20 protein-coding genes are annotated in these 19,425 nt (G+C 64.3%); 12 read left to right on the top strand and 8 right to left on the bottom strand.

Features of this window, described 5'->3' with window-relative positions; all coding sequences use genetic code 11:
• Window positions 1-9 precede the first annotated feature (9 nt).
• From ubiB to coaBC, 4 genes are all read left to right on the top strand, one after another.
• Window positions 10-1,584: a 2-polyprenylphenol 6-hydroxylase gene (ubiB, locus tag JG746_RS09585; protein WP_202357912.1), complete on the top strand. Its 1,575-nt coding sequence runs from the start codon at window positions 10-12 to the stop codon at window positions 1,582-1,584.
• Window positions 1,585-1,667: 83 nt separating this feature from the next.
• Entirely contained in the window at window positions 1,668-1,925 is a 258-nt protein-coding gene (locus tag JG746_RS09580) for a FitA-like ribbon-helix-helix domain-containing protein (RefSeq protein ID WP_202357911.1), read from the top strand.
• 2 nt (window positions 1,926-1,927) lie between these two features.
• Complete coding sequence (locus JG746_RS09575) at window positions 1,928-2,350, top strand: type II toxin-antitoxin system VapC family toxin (protein ID WP_202357910.1); 423 nt, start codon at window positions 1,928-1,930, stop codon at window positions 2,348-2,350.
• Complete coding sequence (gene coaBC, locus JG746_RS09570) at window positions 2,347-3,579, top strand: bifunctional phosphopantothenoylcysteine decarboxylase/phosphopantothenate--cysteine ligase CoaBC (RefSeq protein ID WP_202357909.1); 1,233 nt, start codon at window positions 2,347-2,349, stop codon at window positions 3,577-3,579. The genes JG746_RS09575 and coaBC overlap by 4 nt, the downstream gene beginning before the upstream one ends.
• Window positions 3,580-3,643: 64 nt before the next feature.
• Here coaBC and JG746_RS09565 read toward each other — a convergent pair whose 3' ends face one another.
• On the bottom strand, window positions 3,644-4,222 hold the full coding sequence (locus JG746_RS09565) for an invasion associated locus B family protein (RefSeq protein ID WP_096450172.1): 579 nt from the start codon (window positions 4,220-4,222) through the stop codon (window positions 3,644-3,646).
• A gap of 474 nt (window positions 4,223-4,696) precedes the next feature.
• On the opposite strand from JG746_RS09565, the gene JG746_RS09560 reads away from it, so the two are divergent.
• Both JG746_RS09560 and JG746_RS09555 read left to right on the top strand, forming a co-directional pair.
• On the top strand, window positions 4,697-5,005 hold the full coding sequence (locus tag JG746_RS09560; RefSeq protein WP_244730721.1) for a hypothetical protein: 309 nt from the start codon (window positions 4,697-4,699) through the stop codon (window positions 5,003-5,005).
• 124 nt (window positions 5,006-5,129) lie between these two features.
• Entirely contained in the window at window positions 5,130-5,606 is a 477-nt protein-coding gene (locus JG746_RS09555) for an NUDIX hydrolase (protein ID WP_202357908.1), read from the top strand.
• Between the two features lie 2 nt (window positions 5,607-5,608).
• On the opposite strand, the gene JG746_RS09550 is transcribed toward JG746_RS09555, so the two are convergent.
• The 5 genes from JG746_RS09550 to JG746_RS09530 all read right to left on the bottom strand — a co-directional run bounded on the left by JG746_RS09550 (window position 5,609) and on the right by JG746_RS09530 (window position 10,854).
• Window positions 5,609-6,460 carry a citryl-CoA lyase gene (locus JG746_RS09550; protein ID WP_202357907.1) on the bottom strand — a complete coding sequence of 284 codons (852 nt, stop codon included), beginning with the start codon at window positions 6,458-6,460 and terminating at the stop codon, window positions 5,609-5,611.
• Entirely contained in the window at window positions 6,457-7,641 is a 1,185-nt protein-coding gene (locus tag JG746_RS09545; RefSeq protein WP_202357906.1) for a CaiB/BaiF CoA transferase family protein, read from the bottom strand. Before JG746_RS09545 ends, JG746_RS09550 begins: the two co-directional genes overlap by 4 nt.
• Window positions 7,642-7,656: 15 nt before the next feature.
• Window positions 7,657-9,180: a tripartite tricarboxylate transporter permease gene (locus tag JG746_RS09540; RefSeq protein WP_202357905.1), complete on the bottom strand. Its 1,524-nt coding sequence runs from the start codon at window positions 9,178-9,180 to the stop codon at window positions 7,657-7,659.
• A gap of 4 nt (window positions 9,181-9,184) precedes the next feature.
• A complete protein-coding gene (locus JG746_RS09535; RefSeq protein ID WP_202357904.1) occupies window positions 9,185-9,721 on the bottom strand; it encodes a tripartite tricarboxylate transporter TctB family protein in 537 nt (178 codons plus the stop codon).
• A gap of 155 nt (window positions 9,722-9,876) precedes the next feature.
• Window positions 9,877-10,854, bottom strand: coding sequence for a Bug family tripartite tricarboxylate transporter substrate binding protein (locus JG746_RS09530; protein ID WP_202357903.1), 978 nt, complete (start codon window positions 10,852-10,854; stop codon window positions 9,877-9,879).
• Between the two features lie 185 nt (window positions 10,855-11,039).
• On the opposite strand from JG746_RS09530, the gene JG746_RS09525 reads away from it, so the two are divergent.
• Both JG746_RS09525 and JG746_RS09520 read left to right on the top strand, forming a co-directional pair.
• Window positions 11,040-11,810 (top strand): IclR family transcriptional regulator, encoded by a 771-nt coding sequence (locus tag JG746_RS09525; protein ID WP_202357902.1) that lies wholly within the window; start codon window positions 11,040-11,042, stop codon window positions 11,808-11,810.
• A 260-nt stretch (window positions 11,811-12,070) separates the two neighbouring features.
• Complete coding sequence (locus JG746_RS09520) at window positions 12,071-14,569, top strand: EAL domain-containing protein (RefSeq protein ID WP_202357901.1); 2,499 nt, start codon at window positions 12,071-12,073, stop codon at window positions 14,567-14,569.
• Between the two features lie 23 nt (window positions 14,570-14,592).
• Here JG746_RS09520 and JG746_RS09515 read toward each other — a convergent pair whose 3' ends face one another.
• Window positions 14,593-15,132, bottom strand: a complete 540-nt coding sequence (locus JG746_RS09515) for a GNAT family N-acetyltransferase (protein ID WP_202357900.1) — start codon at window positions 15,130-15,132, stop codon at window positions 14,593-14,595.
• Window positions 15,133-15,257: 125 nt separating this feature from the next.
• On the bottom strand, window positions 15,258-15,488 hold the full coding sequence (locus JG746_RS09510) for a YdeI/OmpD-associated family protein (protein ID WP_202357899.1): 231 nt from the start codon (window positions 15,486-15,488) through the stop codon (window positions 15,258-15,260).
• A gap of 171 nt (window positions 15,489-15,659) precedes the next feature.
• Between JG746_RS09510 and JG746_RS09505 the strand changes: the two genes are divergently transcribed.
• The 4 genes from JG746_RS09505 (at window position 15,660) to JG746_RS09490 (ending at window position 19,418) form a co-directional block, all read left to right on the top strand.
• Window positions 15,660-16,115, top strand: a complete 456-nt coding sequence (locus tag JG746_RS09505) for a DUF2214 family protein (RefSeq protein WP_202357898.1) — start codon at window positions 15,660-15,662, stop codon at window positions 16,113-16,115.
• Window positions 16,116-16,367: 252 nt separating this feature from the next.
• Window positions 16,368-17,339, top strand: coding sequence for a tripartite tricarboxylate transporter substrate-binding protein (locus tag JG746_RS09500; protein ID WP_202357897.1), 972 nt, complete (start codon window positions 16,368-16,370; stop codon window positions 17,337-17,339).
• Window positions 17,340-17,426: 87 nt separating this feature from the next.
• The gene (locus JG746_RS09495) at window positions 17,427-17,900 is read left to right on the top strand and encodes a tripartite tricarboxylate transporter TctB family protein (protein ID WP_202357896.1); all 474 of its coding nucleotides are present in this window, start codon (window positions 17,427-17,429) and stop codon (window positions 17,898-17,900) included.
• Window positions 17,901-17,909: 9 nt separating this feature from the next.
• Window positions 17,910-19,418 (top strand): tripartite tricarboxylate transporter permease, encoded by a 1,509-nt coding sequence (locus JG746_RS09490; RefSeq protein ID WP_202357895.1) that lies wholly within the window; start codon window positions 17,910-17,912, stop codon window positions 19,416-19,418.
• The last annotated feature ends 7 nt before the right edge of the window (window positions 19,419-19,425 follow it).

Raw genomic sequence — 19,425 nt, 5'->3', positions numbered from 1 at the left:
GGTGCGGCCATGAGCAGCGTCGGCGCCGGTTTCAGGCTCGCACGGGCCGGCTGGGTGCTGGTGCGCGAGGGCGTCATCGCCGCTCTGCCGGGCGAGGAACTCTCCGGCCTGCCGAAATTCGGCTGGCGGCTGGCGCGGCTGTTCACCCGCCGCCGCGCGCTCGCCTATGAGCGCAGCGACCGGCTGGCCAAGGCCGTGGTCCGGCTCGGCCCGTCCTACGTCAAGCTCGGCCAGTTCCTGGCGACGCGGCCCGATGTCGTCGGCAACGACATGGCGCTCGATCTCGCCATGCTGCAGGACAAGATGCACACCTTCCCGAGAGCCGAGGCGGTAGCGGCCATCGAAGCCTCGCTCGGGCGCAAGGTGGGCGATCTCTACGCCGAGTTCGGCGACCCGGTCGCCGCCGCTTCGATCGCCCAGGTCCATGCCGCCGAAGCCATCCATGACGGCGCCGCCACCAAGGTCGCGGTGAAGGTCATCCGGCCCGGCGTGCGCCGCCGCTTCTTCCAGGATCTCGAAAGCTATTTCCTCGCCGCCCGCCTGCAGGAGAAATACATCCCGTCCTCGCGCCGGCTGCGGCCTGTCGAGGTGACCGAAACGCTGGCACAGACCACCAAGATCGAGATGGATCTGCGCCTCGAGGCGGCGGCACTCTCCGAACTTGGGGAGAACACCAAGGACGACCCCGGCTTCCGCGTGCCATCCGTCGACTGGGAGCGCACCGGCCGCGACGTGCTGACCATGGAATGGGTCGACGGCGTCAAGATGAACAACATCGCAGGCCTGGAGGAGGCCGGCCATGATCTGAAGGCGATCGCCGCCAATCTCATCCAGTCGTTCCTGCGCCATACGCTACGCGACGGTTTCTTCCATGCCGACATGCATCCGGGAAACCTGTTCGTCGAAGCCAACGGCACCATCGTCGCCGTCGATCTCGGCATTGCCGGACGTCTCGGCAAGAAGGAGCGCCGCTTCCTCGCCGAAATCCTCTACGGCTTCATCACGCGCGACTACCTGCGCGTCGCCGAGGTGCATTTCGAGGCCGGCTACGTGCCGCGCCAGCATAATGTCGCGGCCTTCGCGCAAGCGATCCGCGCCATTGGCGAGCCGATCCACGGCCAGCCGGCCGAAACCATTTCCATGGCCAAGCTGCTGACGCTGCTGTTCGAGGTGACCGAACTCTTCGACATGGCGACGCGGCCGGAACTGATCCTGCTGCAGAAGACCATGGTGGTGGTCGAGGGCGTGGCGCGCACGCTCGATCCGGCCTTCAACATGTGGAAGACGGCCGAGCCGGTGGTCGGCGGCTGGATCGCCGGAAACCTCGGCCCGCGCGGCATGATGATCGATGCGCGCGACGGCGCCAAGGCGCTGCTGACCCTCGCCCGCCAGGCGCCTGAGCTTGCCGCGCGCACCGACCGGCTGTCGCGCGAGATCGACCTGATGGCCGAGCACGGCCTGCGCTTCGACGAGACCACGGCGCGCGCCATCGGCAAGGCCGAGGCGCGCTACAGCCGCTCCGGCCGTATGGCGCTGTGGGTGATCGCGCTGACGCTGATCTATATCGCCTGGAAACTGCTCTGAGCACCCTCAATGACAGCAATGCAGGCATTGCTGTCATTGAAAGCAACGCTTTCATGGACTACGTTGAGGGTAGGAGCAAAAACATGAGCACACTTACCATCCGCAATCTCGATGCCAACGTGAAGCAGAAATTGCGTGAGCGAGCTGCCGTGAGGGGAGTCTCAATGGAAGAGGAAGCGCGCAGCGTTCTTGCCAAGAGTGTCCTTTCGGACGGTGTGGACCAAGACCCTCGGGGCGAGTCCCTTTACGCCGCGATTCGTAGGCTGGTTGAGCCCCATGGCGGTTTCGATATCGAGTTGCCGGAGCGCGGCCCTACGCGCGAACCACTGAAATTTGACTAACCATGTTCGTGCTGGATACGAATGTTATTTCCGAAACCTTCAAACCACGGCCGGATGCAGGGGTGGCTACCTGGATGGATAGCTCGCTCGCGACCCGCTCATATGTCACGGCGATGACCAAGGCAGAGCTGCTTGTCGGACTTGCGAACATGCCCGATGGAAAGCGTAAAGCTGCACTGGGCAGTGTCATCGGGGCCTTCTTCACCACGTGGCTCAAGACCCCAGTGCTCGCGTTTGGAGACCGTGAGGCCGAAGCATACGCAGAGATTGTTTCGAAGAGACGATTTCTGGGGCGCCCTATCCGCGAATTTGACGCACAGATCGCTTCGGTTGCTCGCTCACGAGGCTTTGCGGTAGTGACTAGAAATGTTGCTGACTTTTCCGACTGCGATATCAACATAGTCAATCCTTGGGAGGGTGCATGAGCCTCTCCGGCAAGCGCATCCTGCTCATCATCGGCGGCGGTATTGCCGCCTACAAAGCGCTCGACCTGATCCGCCGGTTGCGTGAGCGCGGGGCGGCGGTACGGGTGGTGATGACAGCGGCCGCACAGGAATTTGTCACCACCCTGTCAGTCGGTGCGCTCTCGGCCGACCATGTCTTCACCGAATTGTTCGACCGCAATGACGAGCACGATGTCGGCCATATCAGGCTGTCGCGCGAGGCCGATCTTCTGGTGGTGGCGCCCGCCACCGCCGATTTGATGGCCAAGCTCGCCAATGGCCATGCCAACGATCTTGCCTCGACCGTGCTGCTGGCCACCGACAAGCCGGTGCTGATGGCGCCGGCGATGAACCCGAAAATGTGGTCACATCCGGCCACCCGCCGCAACCGCGCGACCCTGGGCAAGGACGGCGTCACTTTCGTCGGCCCTGCCAAAGGCGAGATGGCGGAAAGCAATGAGGCCGGCGAAGGCCGCATGGCCGAACCGCTGGAGATCGCCGCCGCGGTCGAGGCGCTGCTCGATGCCGGCCCCAAGCCGCTGGCGGGGCGCAAGATCATCGTGACCTCCGGCCCGACACACGAGCCGATCGACCCGGTGCGCTATATCGCCAACCGTTCGTCGGGCAAGCAGGGCCACGCCATCGCCGCGGCATTGGCAAGGCTTGGCGCCGATGTGCGCCTCGTCTCCGGTCCTGTCGGCATTGCCGATCCGACCGGCGTGAAGACCATCCATGTCGAGCGCGCGCAGGAAATGCGCGATGCGGTCGAACAGCTTCTGCCAGCCGACGCCGCGGTGTTCGTCGCCGCCGTCGCCGACTGGCGCACTGAGAATTCGGCCGGCGAAAAGATCAAGAAGGTCGCAGGCGAAGGCCCACCGGTGCTGCGCATGGTCGAGAACCCGGACATCCTTGCCGGCGTCGGCCATCACAGCCAGCGACCCGGCCTGGTCGTCGGCTTCGCCGCCGAGACGCAGGATCTGATTGCCAATGCCGAGGCCAAGCTGAAGAAGAAGGGCGCCGATTTCATCGTCGCCAACGACGTGTCGCACGAAAGCGGCATCGGCCCTTCAGGCGTCATGGGCGGCGACCGCAACCGGGTGCGGATCGTATCGAAGGCCGGCGTCGAGGAATGGCCCGAGATGACCAAGGACGAGGTGGCGGCGCGGCTCGCCGCCCTCATCGCCGAGCGGCTGAAAACAACAGTCGTTTGACTCGCATTGGACAAGATACGTGGCACCCGTTGGCCGCCGCGCATCAGACTCCGATCTGAGCCGGTCAGTTCGACAAGAGTTCCGCCGTGCGGGCGAGCGCCCCGCCGAACCCGTTGAGCGGAATGGAAAAGCTCACCGCTTGCCCGGTGTCCGCCGCGAAGGCGTCGATCTTCAGCGTGGTGCCGTTCTTGAGCAGCGGCGTGACATTGGCGTCGAACGCCACCGGCACCAGGCAGCCGACCACCTGGCAGGTGTTGAACGCCAGGCTGCCGTCAAGCTTCTGGTCGTCGATGGTCAGGGTGACGCCCTTGGCGAGCGCCAGTCCGAACGGCAGGGCAAGGGTGCCGGTCGCATCTTCGCCGGTCTTGCTCGACAGTTCGATCGCCAGCAGCCGCTGGTTGCTTTGCTTGTTGAACTGCTGGTGCGACAGGCTGCAGACCTTGTTCGTGCCCGATATCTGGCAATTGACCGTCCAGTCGCCATGGGTTTCGGACAGAGCCGATGCCCCGCCGGGCAATTGCGGCGCGTCAGCGGCCGCGGGCGGTGCCGCCACCTTGTCGCCCTTGGTCTGCGCGGCCACGGCCGGCACACCCGCGATGCAGGCCGCACCCAGCATCGCAACCAAATACGCGTATTTCCTCATAAAGACCTCTCCCGCCGGGCTCCGTCCCGAGCCAGCTGGAAGCTGACCTTGAGAGACGCGCTGACTGCATTCTGTTTGACCGTTCCCCGAAAGCGCGGTTGCCCCTGACGGGCATGCCGACGCCATTGACGCCATTCAGCTCGAGGCCAGCGCCGACCCGATAGAGCGGCGAATCGACCGCCTGCGTCAAGTGCAATGCGGGGTTGCCGGGCAGATTCTGCGCCACTGAGAAGCGACCTTTATTGGGGCAACTCCCACCTGGCCTTCCATGGAGCGGATGCCCCGGCGTCGCGGAGCGCGATGTCCGTGCCGGGCTCAAGCGCTGGCATCGCCGGCAATCCACAGCCGCGGACCGGATGCCGGGACGGGGCTGAGGCGCGATTGATTTCAAGAGGCCGATGGACCAGCCATGGCATCGCCGGACAAACACCCTATATTGCGGGAATGAACAGGATTTTTCGCAGGAACGCGCCGATGCTGGCGCGTCGGCTATTTAGGAAACTTGCATCGGCGATGCTGCCCGCGACTTTTGTGGCCGGCTTTGCGCTGCCCGTTTGCGCGCAAGTGCTCAATCCTGCGGCTCAAAACAACGCGCTGATCCAGCAGAACGATCTGCAGGCCTTGCAGAGCCGCATTCAGCGACAGCAGTTCCAGCAGCAGCAACAGCAGTATCGCGACCAGGACCGCGTGATCGTCCAGCAGCCACCGCCGGTCGTGCCGCAGGTCAGGTCAGGCTGCCAGATGCAGATCATCGGCACCACGGCCGTGAGCACCTGCCGCTGACAGGCGAGCTTCTTTTATTTAGCCGACTTACATGATAGGGACCTTCAGGGTGCCCCTGCGGCAGTTTGGGTTTTCAAAGGCGCCACATCACGCTATGGGGCACTGACCGACTGGACTATTGCAAATGACAGCCACGAAGAAAAAGGCCGTACGCCGGGCCAAGAAAGGGGAAAGGATCCGCCAGGTGGCGGCGATCCCCTTTCGGCTGAACGAGCATGGCGGCATCGAGGTGATGCTGGTCACGTCGAGAACGACCAAGCGCTTCATCGTTCCCAAGGGCTGGCCGATGAAGGGCAAGAGCGGGCGCAAGGCGGCCACGATCGAGGCGCAGGAGGAAGCCGGCGTGCTTGGCAAGGCGCTGAAGCGGCCGGCCGGCACCTATTCCTACTGGAAACGGCTGGCCAATCGCTTTGTCCGCGTCGACGTTATCGTCTACCTGCTTGAAGTGACCGAAGAGCTTGCCGACTGGCAGGAAGCCAAGCGTCGGCAGCGAGCCTGGCTGGCCCCGGTCGATGCCGCGATGCTTATCGATGAACCCGACCTGTCGACGCTGGTGAAGACCCTGACGCTTCCCGGGCCTATGCCGCTCAGCGCGACATAGGCTCAATCGCCGGCCTCGTCCTCTCCGGGATACGGCCGCGGCGGCGTGCCGGTATAGGCCCACAGCCATTCGCGCGGCAGCGGTCCCTTGTTTCGCTCGCTCTGCTGCGACTGCTCCCAGGCATGTGACAGTATGCCGACCGAGCGCGACAGCACGAAGAGCCCGCGCGTCAGCGGCGGCGGAAAGCCGAGTTCGCCATAGATGACGGCCGTGGCGCCATCGATGTTGAGCGGGATCTTCTTGCCCTTCCGGCGGGCGACCTCCGCCTCGATTGCCTCGGCGATGTCGGCGAACCGTCCATTGATGACACCACGCACGGCAAATTCGCGGGTCAGTTCCAGCAGGCGCGGTGCACGCGGATCGACCGGGTGAAAGCGGTGGCCGAGCCCCGGCACATAACCCTTCTCCTCGACGAAGAACCGGTCGAGCCAGGTCGAGACCGCTTCCCCCAGCGCCATCCCGCCATCGATCGCCACGGCGATATCCCCGTAGAAGGATAGCGCCTGCTCACCGGCGCCGCCATGCACGTCGCCGAGCACATTGATGGCCGAGGCCATGGCGCTGTTGATGCCGACCCCACAGGTCGCCGCCATGCGGGCAATGGCGATCGACGGCGCTTGCGGCCCATGATCGACCGCCGCGCCCAGAGCAATGCCGAGCAGTGCCGCCTGGTCCTCGCTTGGTAAGTCGCCACGCAGCATCAGCCAGATCATCGCGGGGAAGGAGACACGGCCGATCAGGTCCTGGATCTCGTAGCCGCGCAGCCGGATGACGCCGGGGCTCATCTCGATGATACCGGTCTGCCACCATTCCTCGCCGCGTTCACGGCCTGACTTCTTCTGCGTATCGCTCATGCCCGCGCCTTTGCCCTGGCGCGCGGAGGCAGGGCGGCGAACACTTCGTCCATATGCGCGCCGAGCGCCGGTGGCGGCTTCGTTGGCAAAGGCGCCACGCCGTCAACCATGAAGCCGCCGCGCAGCACGGTCAGCGGCCTGTCCATCCCGGCAACATCATCGAAATTGGCTGTCACCTGGCGTTCCAGCACCTGCGGCTCTGCCAGCACTTGCGGGATGGTCAGCACCCTGCCCGCCGGCACGCCGGCGCGGTTGAGCGTCTCTTCCCACACGGCCGCAGAGGCACCTGCCAGGGCCTCCTCGATCTCGGCTTTCAGCGCCGCGCGGTTCTTCTTGCGTGTTTCACGCTCGGCAAAGCGCGTGTCCGACGCCAGTTCCGACCGTCCGATCAGCCGGCAAAGCGTCACGAACTGCTCCTGCTTGTTGGCGGCGATGTTGAGCAACCCATCGCCGGTGCGGAACGCTCCGGAGGGTGCCGCCGTCATGTTCTCATTTCCCATAGGCTTGGGATCGACCCCTGCGGTCAGATAGTTCGACACCGGCCAGCCAAGCGCGGAAAGCGTGCATTCGAGCATCGAGACGTCGAGAAAGGCGCCCTTGCCCGAGATCTTCTGCCTGACCAGCGCCGATGCGATCGCGAACGCGCCGACCAGTCCGCCCAACGTATCGGCGACCGGATAGCCGACACGCAGCGGCGCCGTTTCCGGCGTGCCGGTGATGCTCATAATGCCCGACAGGCCCTGGATGATCTGGTCGTAGGCGGGATTGTCCCGCATCGGCCCGGTCTGTCCGAAACCCGATATCGCGCAATAGACGAGGCCCGGGCGGACCGCCTTCAGTGCCTCATGGCCGAGGCCAAGCCGATCCATCACGCCGGGGCGGAAATTCTCCACCAGCGCGTCGGCACTGGCGACCAGGTCGAGGAAGCGCTCACGATCGGCTTCTGTCTTGAGGTCGAGCATGACAGATCGTTTGCCGGCGTTCTGCGCCAGGAACGAGACGCCCATGCCGGCCTGGTTGAGCTCTAGCGAACCGCCGAGCTGGCGCGCCAGGTCGCCGCCTTGCGGTCCCTCGACCTTGATCACGTCTGCCCCCAGCAGCGCCAGCTGATAGGCACAATAGGGCCCGGCCAGAACATTGGTCAGGTCGAGAACGCGGATGCCGGAAAGCAGGTCAGTCATGTCTTCTCAAATCGGTCAGGCATCGCCCGGCACATGTTCCGGTCCGCGCCTCCGGCGATGCTCTATGAAGGCCCAGATATGCGGCCCGACCAGGCCGATGAAGGCGAGCGTCAGCAGCGTCAGCGACAGCGGATGCTTGTAGAACACCGACCAGTCGCCATTCGAGATGGTCATCGCCCGGCGGAACTGGGTTTCGGCGAGCGGCCCCAGGATCATGCCGATGATGACCGGCGCGGTCGGGAAATCGAAGCGTCGCATCAGGAAGCCCGCCGCCCCCAGCAAATACAGGATGACGAGGTCGATCGGCGACTGCGAGATGCCATAGGTGCCGACGGTCGCGAACACCAGGATGCCGGCATAAAGCTGCGGCGCCGGGATCTTCAACAGCCGCACCCACAGACCGATCAGCGGCAAATTCAGGATGACGAGGATAACGTTGGCGATGAACAGGCTGGCGATCAGGCCCCAGACCAGATTGGCCTGCGTCGTCAGAAGCAGCGGCCCGGGGTTGATGCCGTAGCTCTGGAAAGCCGACAGCATGATCGCCGCTGTCGCCGAGGTCGGCAGGCCGAGCGTCAGCATCGGCACCAGCACGCCGGCGGCCGATGCATTGTTGGCGGCCTCGGGGCCGGCGACGCCCTCGATGGCGCCGACCGTGCCGAACTCCTCCTTGTGCTTCGACAGCTTCTTCTCGATGGCGTAGGACAGGAAGGTCGGGATTTCGGCGCCGCCGGCCGGCATGGCCCCGATCGGGAAGCCGATCGCGGCGCCGCGCAGCCAGGCCTTCCATGACCGGCTCCATTCGGCGGCCGTCATGTAGAGCGAGCCTTTCAGCGGCACGATCTCGTCCTTGCCGGCATAGCGGCGCGAGGCCATGTAGAGCGTCTCGCCGACCGCGAACAGGCCGACGGCGGCGATGATGACGTCGACGCCATCGAGCAGTTCGGTCGAGCCGAAGGTGAAGCGCGGCTGGCCGGTCTGCAGATCGACCCCGATCATGCCGATGACGAAGCCGGCAAACAGGCTGGTGAGCCCGCGCACCGAGGACGAGCCGAGCACGGCCGAGACCGTGATGAAGGCCAGCACCATCAGCGAGAAATATTCCGCTGGACCGAAGGCCAGCGCGAACTTGACCACCACCGGCGCCAGGAAGGCGACGCCGAGCGTGCCGAGCGTGCCGGCGACGAAGGAGCCGATCGCCGAAGTGGCGAGGGCCGCTCCGCCACGGCCGGACCGCGCCATCTTGTTGCCCTCCAGCGCGGTGACGATGGTGGCGCTTTCGCCAGGTGTGTTAAGCAGAATCGAGGTCGTCGAGCCGCCATACATGGCGCCGTAATAGATGCCGGCGAACAGGATGAAGGAGGCCTCCGGCGCGACCTGGTAAGTGATCGGCAGAAGCAGCGCGATGGTCAGCGCTGGCCCCAGCCCAGGCAGCACGCCGATGGCAGTGCCAAGCGTGGTGCCGAGCAGGCACCACAGAAGATTGACCGGGGTGAAGGCGACCGAGAAGCCGTGGGCGAGCTGTGTGAGCGTGTTCATGGCCTCACGCTCCAAACGCGCCGATGATCGCATCGATCACCGTGTTCAGCTGGTTCTCGATGAAACCGGCGCCGATGTTGACGCCGAGTGCCCTGGCGAAACCGAAATAGGCGGCCAGCGCCAGGATAAGGCCGGTAAGCGCGTCGCGCAGCGTATGCCTGCTGCCGAAGCCGTAGCAGACAAGAACGAACATGATGACCGATGCCGCGGTGAAGCCGAGCGGACGGATAAGCAGCAGATTGGCCAGAAGGCCAATGACGACGAAGCCCATCGCCTTCCAGTCGGTCGGCGTTTCCTTTTCCTCTTCCGGCTGCCAGCCGCCGCGAAATGCGGCGAGAATGAGCAGCAGCGAAAGCACAATCAGGCCGACCATGGTGAGATAGGGAAAGACGGTCGGGCCGACCTTGGAATAGAGCGGCGACACCGGGATCGCCAACGTTTGCCAGGCAACGGCGCCGGCACAGGCCAGAAGGCCGATGCCGATCAGCAACTCCGGCACGGCAAGGCGCGAGGGCGTCGCCGGCTGGTGGATGGTGCTCATGAATTTCCTCCCCGGTAGGTGGCCCGTTGATCGACCAAGGCGGCCGGCAGCCGCTGCCGGCCTCACGCACCTTCACTTGTTGCCAGACCGCGCTCCTCTGCGATCGGCTGGAACTGAAAGATGAGGGACGGCTCGCGCGGTCCCCCTGGGGAAAATCAGGCGAGGCCGAGATCCTTGAGGATGGCTTCGATGCGCGCCGAATCCTCGGCGACGAATTTCGCGTAGTCGTCGCCGGTGAGCAGGATGGGCGTCCAGTTGCGGTTCTTGCATTCGGCCGCCCAGGCATCGCTTTTGGCCATGGTCTCGACCATGGTGATCAGTGCCGCCTTGTCGGCGTCGGACACGCCGGGAGGTGCGAAGACGCCGCGCCAGTTGAACAATTCGACATCGATGCCGGCTTCCTTCAGCGTCGGCGCGTCGATGCCGTCCTGGCGCTTGTCGGCCGAGATGGCGAGCAGCCTGAGCGCGCCCGCCTTGACCTGTTCGGAGAATTCGCCATAGCCGGAAATGCCGGCCGCCACCTGGTTGCCGAGCAGTGCCGACAAGGCTTCACCGCCACCTGCGAACGGCACATAGGACAGATTGGTCGCCGGAACGCCGACCGTCTTGGCGATCAGGCCGAACAGGATGTGGTCGGAACCACCGGCCGAACCGCCGGCGACGGGAACCTTTGTCGGATCGGCCTTGAGCGCGGCGACGAAATCGGCGGCGGTCTTGAACGGCGATTCCGCCGGCACCACCAGCGCCTCGAATTCGCCGGTGAGACGGGCGATCGGCGTGACCTGCGTCAGATTGTTGGCGGCCTTGTTGGCGATGATGGCGCCGACCATGACCATGCCGGCGACCATCAGCGAATTGCCCTTGCCGTTCCACTGGCTGATGAATTGCGGCAGCCCGACCGTGCCGCCAGCGCCGCCGACATTGGTGATCTGCGAGCCGGAGATCAGCTTCTCCGCGCGCATCACCTGATCCATCGTGCGCCCTGTCTGGTCCCAGCCGCCCCCGGGGGCCGCCGGCACGAAAATCTGGATCTGCGGTGCGCCTTCGGCGAAAGCTGGCGTGAGATGAAGTCCTGCAAGGCCGGCAGCGCCTGCAGCCGCCGTGCTCATCAAAAATCTGCGTCTGTTCAGCATGGGATTCCTCCAGATCACGACACCTCCTCCGGTGCCTGCCAAACGCGCCTGCATTCACAGACCCGTGATCGAGTTCAAGCAGATGTTACCAAGTTCTGTCAACGGGAACGATATTCTGCTGGACAGAACGATACACGGGCGCGACAGAGTGGCTCCGCTCCGGATTCTCCGAACTGGGAATTGCAATGGACTTGCCAGGCAGATCGATTGATGTGGAAAGCCGGCGCGCTTCGGTCGAAGGCGTTGCGGCCCTTGATCGGGCGATTGCCATCCTCGATTCCTTCACCACGGCAGACCGCTCGCTCAGCCTGGCTGAAATCGCGACGCGCACCGGCCTCTACAAGAGCACGATCCTGCGGCTGGCGAATTCGCTGCTGCGTGGGCAACTGCTCGAGCGTCTCGACGATGGGCGCTACCGTGTCGGGCCCGCGGCCTTCCGGCTGGGCGCGCTCTACCAGCGCTCGGTCGTGGCGGTCGACATCCTGCTGCCGATCATGCGCGACCTCTCGGAGCGCAGTTGGGAGAGCGTCGCCTTCTATGTCCGCTCGGGCGACGTCCGCACCTGTCTCTACCGCGTCGAATCCAAGCATCCGATCCGCTACACCATACGCGAGGGTGACGTGTTGCCTTTGCTCGTCGGTTCGGGCGGCCGCGTGCTGGCGGCGTTTTCCGGCCAGCCGGGCGAGCCCTACGAGACCATCCGGAGGACCTGCAACTGCCTCGCCGTCGGCGACCGCGATCCCGAGACGGCGGGCATCTCGGCGCCGGTATTCGGGCCTGGGCGCGTCCTGCTCGGCGCCTTGACGCTGGCCGGGCCGAGCACGCGCGTCGATGCCGCCTTCCTTGAGCGCATGAAACGGCCATTGCTCGAGGCGGCGGCCCGCGCCACCCGCGCCTTCGGCGAGGATGCCTCGATGCTGGAACAGGCAAGTCTTGCGGCGGAGGCGTTGCCTTAGCCGACGCGATTGCGAGCCAGAAAAAGGCCGACAAGCTTCGAATACAAACTGATTCAACTTGAAGCAATCACTTGACGTTACGTAATATTCAACCGCCAAATCAAGAAAAGACTCCATAGAGAACCCAGCTATTTATTTGCTGTTAAGTCCCTCGTGATACCCGGTTGTTGTCGCCATTTGCGCGACATGAGGGAAGAAAATCGTCTCAACCGACGGGTGAAACAGTCGGACAGACGCGCTGACAGGATCATGGCACGTCCGTGAATTCGAAGAAGCCGTCATCGAGGAACGCCAGCCCCCGTCTTCTCGGGCTCGTCTGGCCGTTCATTGCCGTCGTTCTCGTCCAGGCGCTGGTCGCCAGCCTCAGCCTCTACACGCTTTCGGCGGTTCGCGCCTATGTCGGCGGCGAAAGCCAGTGGTCCAAGGGGCAAAAGCACGCCATCTATTTCCTCAGCCTCTATGCCGACACCGGCAATGAGGAGTTCTTCGGCGAGTATCGCGAAGCGATCGCCGTTCCGCTGGCCGACCGCTCGGCCCGCCTGGCGCTTGAGCAGCCCGACCCCGATACAGAGGCGGCGCGCGCAGGCTTTCTGCAGGGCAGAAACCACCCTGACGACGTGACCGGGATGATCTGGCTGTTCCAGAATTTCCGCGGCTTCATCTACCTCGACACCGCTATTCGGCACTGGACCGCCGCTGACGCGATGATCCTCGCCATCCAGCAGCTCGGCGACACGATGCATGCGACGCTGGCCAAGGGGCCGGCATCGGCAGCAGAGATCAGCGCCTGGAAAGCGGAAATCCATCAGCTCGATCGTCAGATCACCCCCTTGTCCAAGGCCTTCTCGGACAGTCTCGGCGAGGGATCGCGCTTCATCCGGATGCTGCTCACCTTTGCCAATCTCGTCACCGCCGCATCTTTGATCCTGCTTGCCGTGTGGCGCACCCGCAAGCTCCTGGCGCAGCGCCAGGCCTTCCAGCTGGCGCTCAATGCCGAGCGCGAGCGCGCGCAGGTCACACTGGCTTCGATCGGCCAGGCCGTCATCAGCACCGGTCGCGACGGGCGGCTGGACTACATGAATGCGGTTGCCGAGAAGCTGCTGGACTGCCCGCTCGGCACAGCCAGGGGCAAGCCGGTCGCGTCGCTGTTTCGCCTCGTCGACAAGGACACCGGCGTTGAAGAAACGCAGTTGGTCGAGCGTCTCCTGGCCGGCGAGGCGCGCCGTTCCAGTGCCCGGCCGCAAGTGCTGCAGCGGCCGGACGGCTCCGTTGTTCCCGTCGCGCTCACCGGCGCGCCGCTGCTCGTCTCCGGCGAGGTCGTCGGCGCGGTGCTGGCCTTCCACGACATGACGCGCGAAGAGGATTACATCGAGCGGTTGTCATGGCAGGCTTCGCACGATGCGTTGACCGGGCTCGCCAACCGGCGCGATTTCGAAAGCCGGCTGGAAAGGACGATCGTCGAATTGCAGGGCCAGCCCCGGCAGCACGCCTTGATGTATCTCGATCTCGACCAGTTCAAGCTGGTCAACGATACCTGCGGCCATGCCGCAGGCGACCAGTTGCTGCGCCAGATCTCCGCGCTGCTGACCCACGAATTGCGGCCGGGCGACGTGCTGGCCAGGCTGGGCGGTGACGAATTCGGTGTGCTGTTGGTGGACAGTGACTGCGAAACCGCCGCCGACATCGCCGAACGGCTGCGCGCGGCCGTGCAGGACATGCATTTCGCCTGGGATGGCAGACCCTTCAACACCAGCGTCAGCATCGGCATGGTGCAGATCGCCGATGCGCAAGTGACGATCGAGGAAGCGCTGCGGGCCGCCGATGTCGCCTGCTACATGGCCAAGGAAAAGGGCCGCAACCGCGTCCAGATCCACAGCGACGGTGACATGGCCTTGCGCGAGCGCTTCGGCGAGATGGCCTGGGTGCAGCGCCTGCACGCCGCATTGGAGCAAAATCGTTTCAGGCTTCATGCCCAGGAAATCTGGCCGCTCAACGATGACGTCGCCGAGGCGGGAGCGCATATCGAGATCCTGTTGCGGCTGACCGACGAAGACGACAGCTTCGTCACCCCGCAGAGCTTCATTCCCGCGGCCGAGCGTTACGGCCTGATGCCGTCGATCGACCGCTGGGTGGTGCGCAACACCTTCCGCATCCTGGCGGTTCGTCAGGCCGATCCGCGTATGCCGCCGATAACGACATGCGCCATCAATCTTTCGGGCGCGACTTTCGGCGACGAGACCTTTCTCGGCTTCCTGCGAGAGCAATTCCTCATCCATGGCATTTCGCCCTCCATGATCTGCCTGGAGATCACCGAAACCAGCGCCATCGCCAATCTCACCAACGCCATGCGCTTCATTGCCGATCTGCGCGGGCTGGGCTGCCGTTTCGCACTCGACGATTTCGGCTCCGGCATGTCGTCCTTCGCGTATCTGAAGCACCTGCCGGTCGACTACCTCAAGATCGACGGCAGCTTCGTCAAGGACATGCTCGACGACCGCATCGACCGCGCCATGGTCGAGATGATCCACCACATCGGCAAGGTCATGGGCAAGCGTACCATCGCCGAGTTCGTCGAGAGCGACGGTATCGCCGCCGCCCTCAAAACGATCGGCGTCGACTATGCCCAAGGCTATGGGATCGCCAGGCCGACGCCGTTCGATGCCTCGACGGTGCTGCTAGGCCGGGGCGCCACGCCGGCCGCCGAAAGCGTCGATCCATGGGCCGATCTGGCGCGGAAGCTGCGCCGCAAGGCGGGCTAGTTTACGGGAACTGCAATCCCGGTTCAGGACAGCCGCTCCAGCAGCACGGTCGGGGCGTCATGATACGTGGTCCGCAACACTTCGCGATAGCCGACCTTGCCGGCGACATTCAACGAGGCGGTATTCTCGGGATCGATGATGCAGACGGTTTTCACCCGTCCGAAGGTCTCTTCGCCCCAGGCCAGCACACGGCCGACGACCTCCGTGGCGAGGCCCGCCCCATGCACGGCCGGCGCCAGCGCCCATCCGGCCTCGGGAATGCCTTCGATCGACGGTTCCATGTCGCGCTTCAGATCGTGAAAACCGGCCTCGCCGACGAAGCGGCCCGTCGCCTTCTCCTCGATCGCCCAGAAGCCGTAGCCCAGCAACGACCACAGACCGGCATGACGCAGGAAGCGCATCCAGCTTTCCTCGCGAGTGCGCGGCTTGCCGCCGATGAAACGGGTGACGGCCGGATCGGCCCACATCGCGGCATAGGCGTCGAAATCCTCAATCCGATGCGCCCGCAGGATGGTTCGGTGCGTCTCGATGACGGGGGCGACGGTCACTCGGCTATTGTTCATGGAATTTGCCTCGCTGCTGGTGCCCGCGCTTAGCAAATCGCCCCTGCGCTGCAAGGGCCAGCGAAAGACGAGGCATCATCCAGAACCGTCGTGTGCAAGGTTCAGCAGCGACCCGAAGCAGATCTTCAGCCGCGCCAAACCATGTTCATGTAGACACCGCCACGTTGCAATTCGTCCAGCATCTGGTCGAGCCGCTTCTGCCTGGTGTCCGGGCGCTTGGCGCGGGCAATCCAGCCGAGATAGTCGTTCTTCTGGTAGTCCGGCCGGGCCTCATAGGCCTTCATCAGACCACGCTCCGCCAAGGTGTCGCGGATCAGGTCAGGGATCGGATTCAAGGCGCGTTTCAGTCCGGTCATGCCCTGCAATCCTAACCTGCCACGACTCTGCGTCAACGCTGCCTCTGGCCAGGTATGAGCTCCGCTATGGGAATTCTGTCCGACGGTGTTATTTTCCCGGCAGGCTGATTCAGCACATCGCAACGCGACCTTTTCAGGCGCGGGCCGGTGCTCAAACCCAAGGGAAGAAGCATGGACACGACCGACCTTGTGCTTGCCATTGTCCATCATCTGCTGGTGTTTTCCCTGGCAGGGATCATCGGCGCCGAATTCGTGCTGATCCGCGGCGACCTGCCCGCCGAGACGCTGAAGCGGCTCGCCGGCATCGACCGCCACTATGGCATCATCGCCGCGCTCATCATCATCGTCGGCATCGGCCGTGTCTTCTGGGGCCTCAAGGGCTGGGAGTTCTACGTCTACAACTGGGTGTTCTGGGCCAAGATGGCGGCCTTCGGCATTGTCGGCCTGCTGTCGATCACCCCGACCATGCGCTTCATTTCCTGGAACCGGCAGGCCGGAGCCAATCCTTCCTTCGCGGTGCCCTCGAACGAACTGGCCTCGGTGAAGACCTATATCCGCGCCGAGGCCTTCGTCTTCCTGTTGATCCCGGTCTTCGCGGCGGCGATGGCGCGCGGTTATGGCTACTGATCCAGAATAGACCTGAGGCGGGCAGAGCTCGGCAATCGGCATTTGCCGAAGCTGTCTACTTCTAACCATTTTGCATCCCGCTCCGGGCTCAAACATCTATCCGTTGAACGCCGGCCACAGCGGGTAATCTCAGTTTGCCATTTGAGTCCGATTGCAATCTATTGGCCTGCGCCGGTTGTTGTTTCATCCGCGGCCGGCGTTGAGAGGAGTTCCGCACAGCGGTTTTATCCATATACCGGGAGGAGAATTACGATGCGAAAATTTGTTGCCGCTCTGGCCGCCGCCGTCACGCTTTATTCGTTCACCGCCACCGCGCAATCCTATCCCGAACGTACCATCACCGTGGTCGTGCCGTTTGCGGCAGGCGGCCCGACCGACACGGTCACCCGCCTCGTCGCCGAAGCCATGTCGAAGGATCTCGGCCAGCAGGTCATCGTCGAGAATGTCGGCGGCGCCGGCGGCACGCTTGGCGCGGGCCGCGTCGCCAATGCCGATCCCGACGGCTATACGCTGCTCCTCCATCACATTGGCATGGCGACAAGCGCCACGCTCTACAGAAAGCTCGCCTACGACACGCTGAACGCCTTCGAATATGTCGGTCTGGTGACCGAGGTGCCGATGACCATCGTCGCACGCAAGGACCTGCAGCCGACCGATCTCAAAGGGCTTGTCGAATACGCCAAGGCCAACAAGGACAGCATCACCGTCGCCAATGCCGGCATCGGCGCGGCCTCGCATCTGTGCGGCATGCTGTTCATGAGCGCCATCGGCACGCCGCTGGTCACCGTGCCCTACAAGGGCACCGGCCCGGCCATGACCGATCTTCTCGGCGGCCAGGTCGACATCATGTGCGACCAGACGACCAACACCACCAAGCAGATCCAGGGCGGCACGATCAAGGCCTATGCCGTCACCGCGCCGGAGCGCCTCGACGTGCTGAAGGATGTCCCGACGACCATCGAAGCCGGCCTCCCCGCAGTGCAGGTCGGCATCTGGCACGGCCTCTATGCGCCGAAGGGCACGCCGGCCGGGATCACCGACCGCCTGTCGAAATCGCTCCAGGTCGCGCTGAAGGACCCGAACGTCGTCGCCCGCTTCGCCGAACTCGGCACCAAGCCGTCATCGGAGGCCGACGCGACACCGGCGGCGCTGAAGGCCAAGCTGGAAAGCGAGATCACGCGCTGGAAGCCGATCATCGAAGCCGCCGGCCAGTACGCCGACTGATGGCTTGAACGGGGCGCCGCTGGCGCCCCGTCTTCGCTTTTCACATTTCCAACGGCAGGCCCGCTCCGAGGGTCAGGGAGGACCGCCATGAAACCTTTCGCAATCGACAGGACAAACGGCCTGTGCGCGGCGCTGTTCATCTTTTTCGGCGCGTTTTTCGCGCTGCAGTCGCTTAGCCTCGAAATCGGCACAGCGTTGCGCATGGGACCGGGCTATTTCCCGCTGGTCCTGGCGATCGTGTTGATCGTGCTGGGCGCCATCATTCTCGTCCAGGCGATACGCGTCGAGGGCGAGCCGATCGGCCCCATGGCGTGGCGTGGCATGCTGTTCATCCTGCCCGCGCCGATCTTCTTCGGCCTGACCGTGCGCGGCCTCGGCTTCGTGCCGTCTATCTTCCTGACGGCGCTGATCGCCGCCTTCGCCAGCAGCCGCATGAAGCCGCTGACCGCGCTCCTGCTGTCGGCAGGCCTGACCCTGTTTTCGGTCCTCGTCTTCAGCTACGCGCTCGGCCTGCCGTTCCAGCGCTTCGGCCCTTGGCTGCCCCGGTGGCCGGCATTGTGAGGCGCTGAGATGGACCTCCTCCACAACCTCGCGCTCGGCTTTTCGACGGCCTCGACGCCGGCCAATCTCGGTTTCTGCCTGATCGGCGTCCTGCTCGGCACGCTGATCGGCGTCCTGCCCGGCATCGGTGCCACGGCAACCATCGCCATGCTGCTGCCGATCACCTTCCAGATCGGCGATCCGGTTTCCTCCCTCATCATGCTCGCCGGCATTTATTACGGCGCCCAGTATGGCGGCTCGACCACCGCCATTCTGATCAACATGCCCGGCGAATCATCCTCCGCCGTCACCGCCATCGACGGCTATCAGATGGCCCGCCAGGGCCGCGCCGGGGCGGCGCTCGCGATCGCCGCGATCGGCTCGTTCTTCGCCGGCACGGTGTCGACCTTCCTCGTCGCCGTCTTTGCGCCGCCACTGACGGCGATAGCCCTGCAATTCGGCGCGGCGGAGTATTTTTCGCTGATGATCGTCGGCCTCGTCTCGTCCATCGCACTCGCCCACGGCTCGATCGTCAAGGCGTTGGCGATGGTCGTGCTCGGCCTGCTGTTAGGCATCGTCGGCACCGACATCTACACCGGCGTGCCGCGCTTCACGCTGGGCATCCGCGAATATGCCGACGGGCTGAATTTCGTCGCGGTGGCGGTCGGCGTCTTCGGCGTCGCCGAAATCCTGCGCAACCTCGAAAACGAGCATGAGCGCTCGGTGCTGATCAGCAAGGTTTCCGGGCTGATGCCGACCCGCGACGACTTCAAGCAAATGGCCGCGCCCATCGTGCGCGGAACCATCATAGGGTCGGCGCTGGGCATCCTGCCCGGCGGCGGCGCGGTGCTTGCGGCCTTTGCCTCCTACACGGTCGAAAAGCGCGTGTCGAAAAACCCGCAGGAATTCGGCAAGGGCGCCATCGCCGGCGTCGCGGGACCGGAATCGGCCAACAATGCCGGCGCCCAGACCTCCTTCATCCCGATGCTGACGCTGGGCATTCCGGCCAATCCTGTCATGGCGCTGATGATCGGCGCCATGATCATCCAGGGCATCGTGCCCGGCCCCAACGTGGCGACCGAACAGCCGGAGCTGTTCTGGGGCATCATCGCCTCGATGTGGATCGGCAATCTGATGCTGATCATCCTCAACCTGCCGCTGATCGGGCTTTGGGTGAAGCTGCTGACGATCCCCTACTACGTGCTGTTCCCGATCATCATGGCGTTCTGTTCGATCGGCGTTTACAGCGTCAACACAAATGCTTTCGACCTCTATGCCGTCGCCTTCTTCGGTCTGCTCGGCTACGTCCTGACCAAGCTGCGCTGCGAACCGGCACCGCTGCTGCTTGGCTTCGTGCTCGGCCCGCTGCTCGAGGAAAATTTGCGCCGCGCCATGATCCTGTCGCGCGGCGACCCCTCGACCTTCGTGACGCGTCCGATCAGCACCGGCCTGCTGCTCGTCGCACTGGCCGTGCTGGTCGTCGTCTTCCTGCCGTCGGTCAAGAAGAAGCGCGAAGAGGTGTTCGTGGAGGAGAGTTGAAGCCCAG

This window comes from Mesorhizobium sp. 113-3-3 (assembly GCF_016756495.1).
In the GTDB taxonomy this organism is placed as follows: Bacteria; Pseudomonadota; Alphaproteobacteria; order Rhizobiales; family Rhizobiaceae; genus Mesorhizobium.
Note: the sequence above shows the minus strand (reverse complement) of the source record. Positions and strands in the feature narration are given on the sequence as shown.

What these genes read in the sequence shown, in the direction of transcription:
- JG746_RS09565 (WP_096450172.1), bottom strand. Translation starts at nt 4,222, where the DNA reads ATGAGGAAATACGCGTATTTGGTTGCGATGCTGGGTGCGGCCTGCATC.
- JG746_RS09550 (WP_202357907.1), bottom strand. Translation starts at nt 6,460, where the DNA reads ATGAGCGATACGCAGAAGAAGTCAGGCCGTGAACGCGGCGAGGAATGG.
- JG746_RS09530 (WP_202357903.1), bottom strand. Translation starts at nt 10,854, where the DNA reads ATGCTGAACAGACGCAGATTTTTGATGAGCACGGCGGCTGCAGGCGCT.
- JG746_RS09575 (WP_202357910.1), top strand. Translation starts at nt 1,928, where the DNA reads ATGTTCGTGCTGGATACGAATGTTATTTCCGAAACCTTCAAACCACGG.
- coaBC (WP_202357909.1), top strand. Translation starts at nt 2,347, where the DNA reads ATGAGCCTCTCCGGCAAGCGCATCCTGCTCATCATCGGCGGCGGTATT.
- JG746_RS09490 (WP_202357895.1), top strand. Translation starts at nt 17,910, where the DNA reads ATGGACCTCCTCCACAACCTCGCGCTCGGCTTTTCGACGGCCTCGACG.
- JG746_RS09555 (WP_202357908.1), top strand. Translation starts at nt 5,130, where the DNA reads ATGACAGCCACGAAGAAAAAGGCCGTACGCCGGGCCAAGAAAGGGGAA.
- JG746_RS09495 (WP_202357896.1), top strand. Translation starts at nt 17,427, where the DNA reads ATGAAACCTTTCGCAATCGACAGGACAAACGGCCTGTGCGCGGCGCTG.
- JG746_RS09500 (WP_202357897.1), top strand. Translation starts at nt 16,368, where the DNA reads ATGCGAAAATTTGTTGCCGCTCTGGCCGCCGCCGTCACGCTTTATTCG.
- JG746_RS09525 (WP_202357902.1), top strand. Translation starts at nt 11,040, where the DNA reads ATGGACTTGCCAGGCAGATCGATTGATGTGGAAAGCCGGCGCGCTTCG.
- JG746_RS09515 (WP_202357900.1), bottom strand. Translation starts at nt 15,132, where the DNA reads ATGAACAATAGCCGAGTGACCGTCGCCCCCGTCATCGAGACGCACCGA.
- JG746_RS09510 (WP_202357899.1), bottom strand. Translation starts at nt 15,488, where the DNA reads ATGACCGGACTGAAACGCGCCTTGAATCCGATCCCTGACCTGATCCGC.
- JG746_RS09535 (WP_202357904.1), bottom strand. Translation starts at nt 9,721, where the DNA reads ATGAGCACCATCCACCAGCCGGCGACGCCCTCGCGCCTTGCCGTGCCG.
- JG746_RS09545 (WP_202357906.1), bottom strand. Translation starts at nt 7,641, where the DNA reads ATGACTGACCTGCTTTCCGGCATCCGCGTTCTCGACCTGACCAATGTT.
- JG746_RS09505 (WP_202357898.1), top strand. Translation starts at nt 15,660, where the DNA reads ATGGACACGACCGACCTTGTGCTTGCCATTGTCCATCATCTGCTGGTG.
- JG746_RS09560 (WP_244730721.1), top strand. Translation starts at nt 4,697, where the DNA reads ATGCTGGCGCGTCGGCTATTTAGGAAACTTGCATCGGCGATGCTGCCC.
- ubiB (WP_202357912.1), top strand. Translation starts at nt 10, where the DNA reads ATGAGCAGCGTCGGCGCCGGTTTCAGGCTCGCACGGGCCGGCTGGGTG.
- JG746_RS09580 (WP_202357911.1), top strand. Translation starts at nt 1,668, where the DNA reads ATGAGCACACTTACCATCCGCAATCTCGATGCCAACGTGAAGCAGAAA.
- JG746_RS09540 (WP_202357905.1), bottom strand. Translation starts at nt 9,180, where the DNA reads ATGAACACGCTCACACAGCTCGCCCACGGCTTCTCGGTCGCCTTCACC.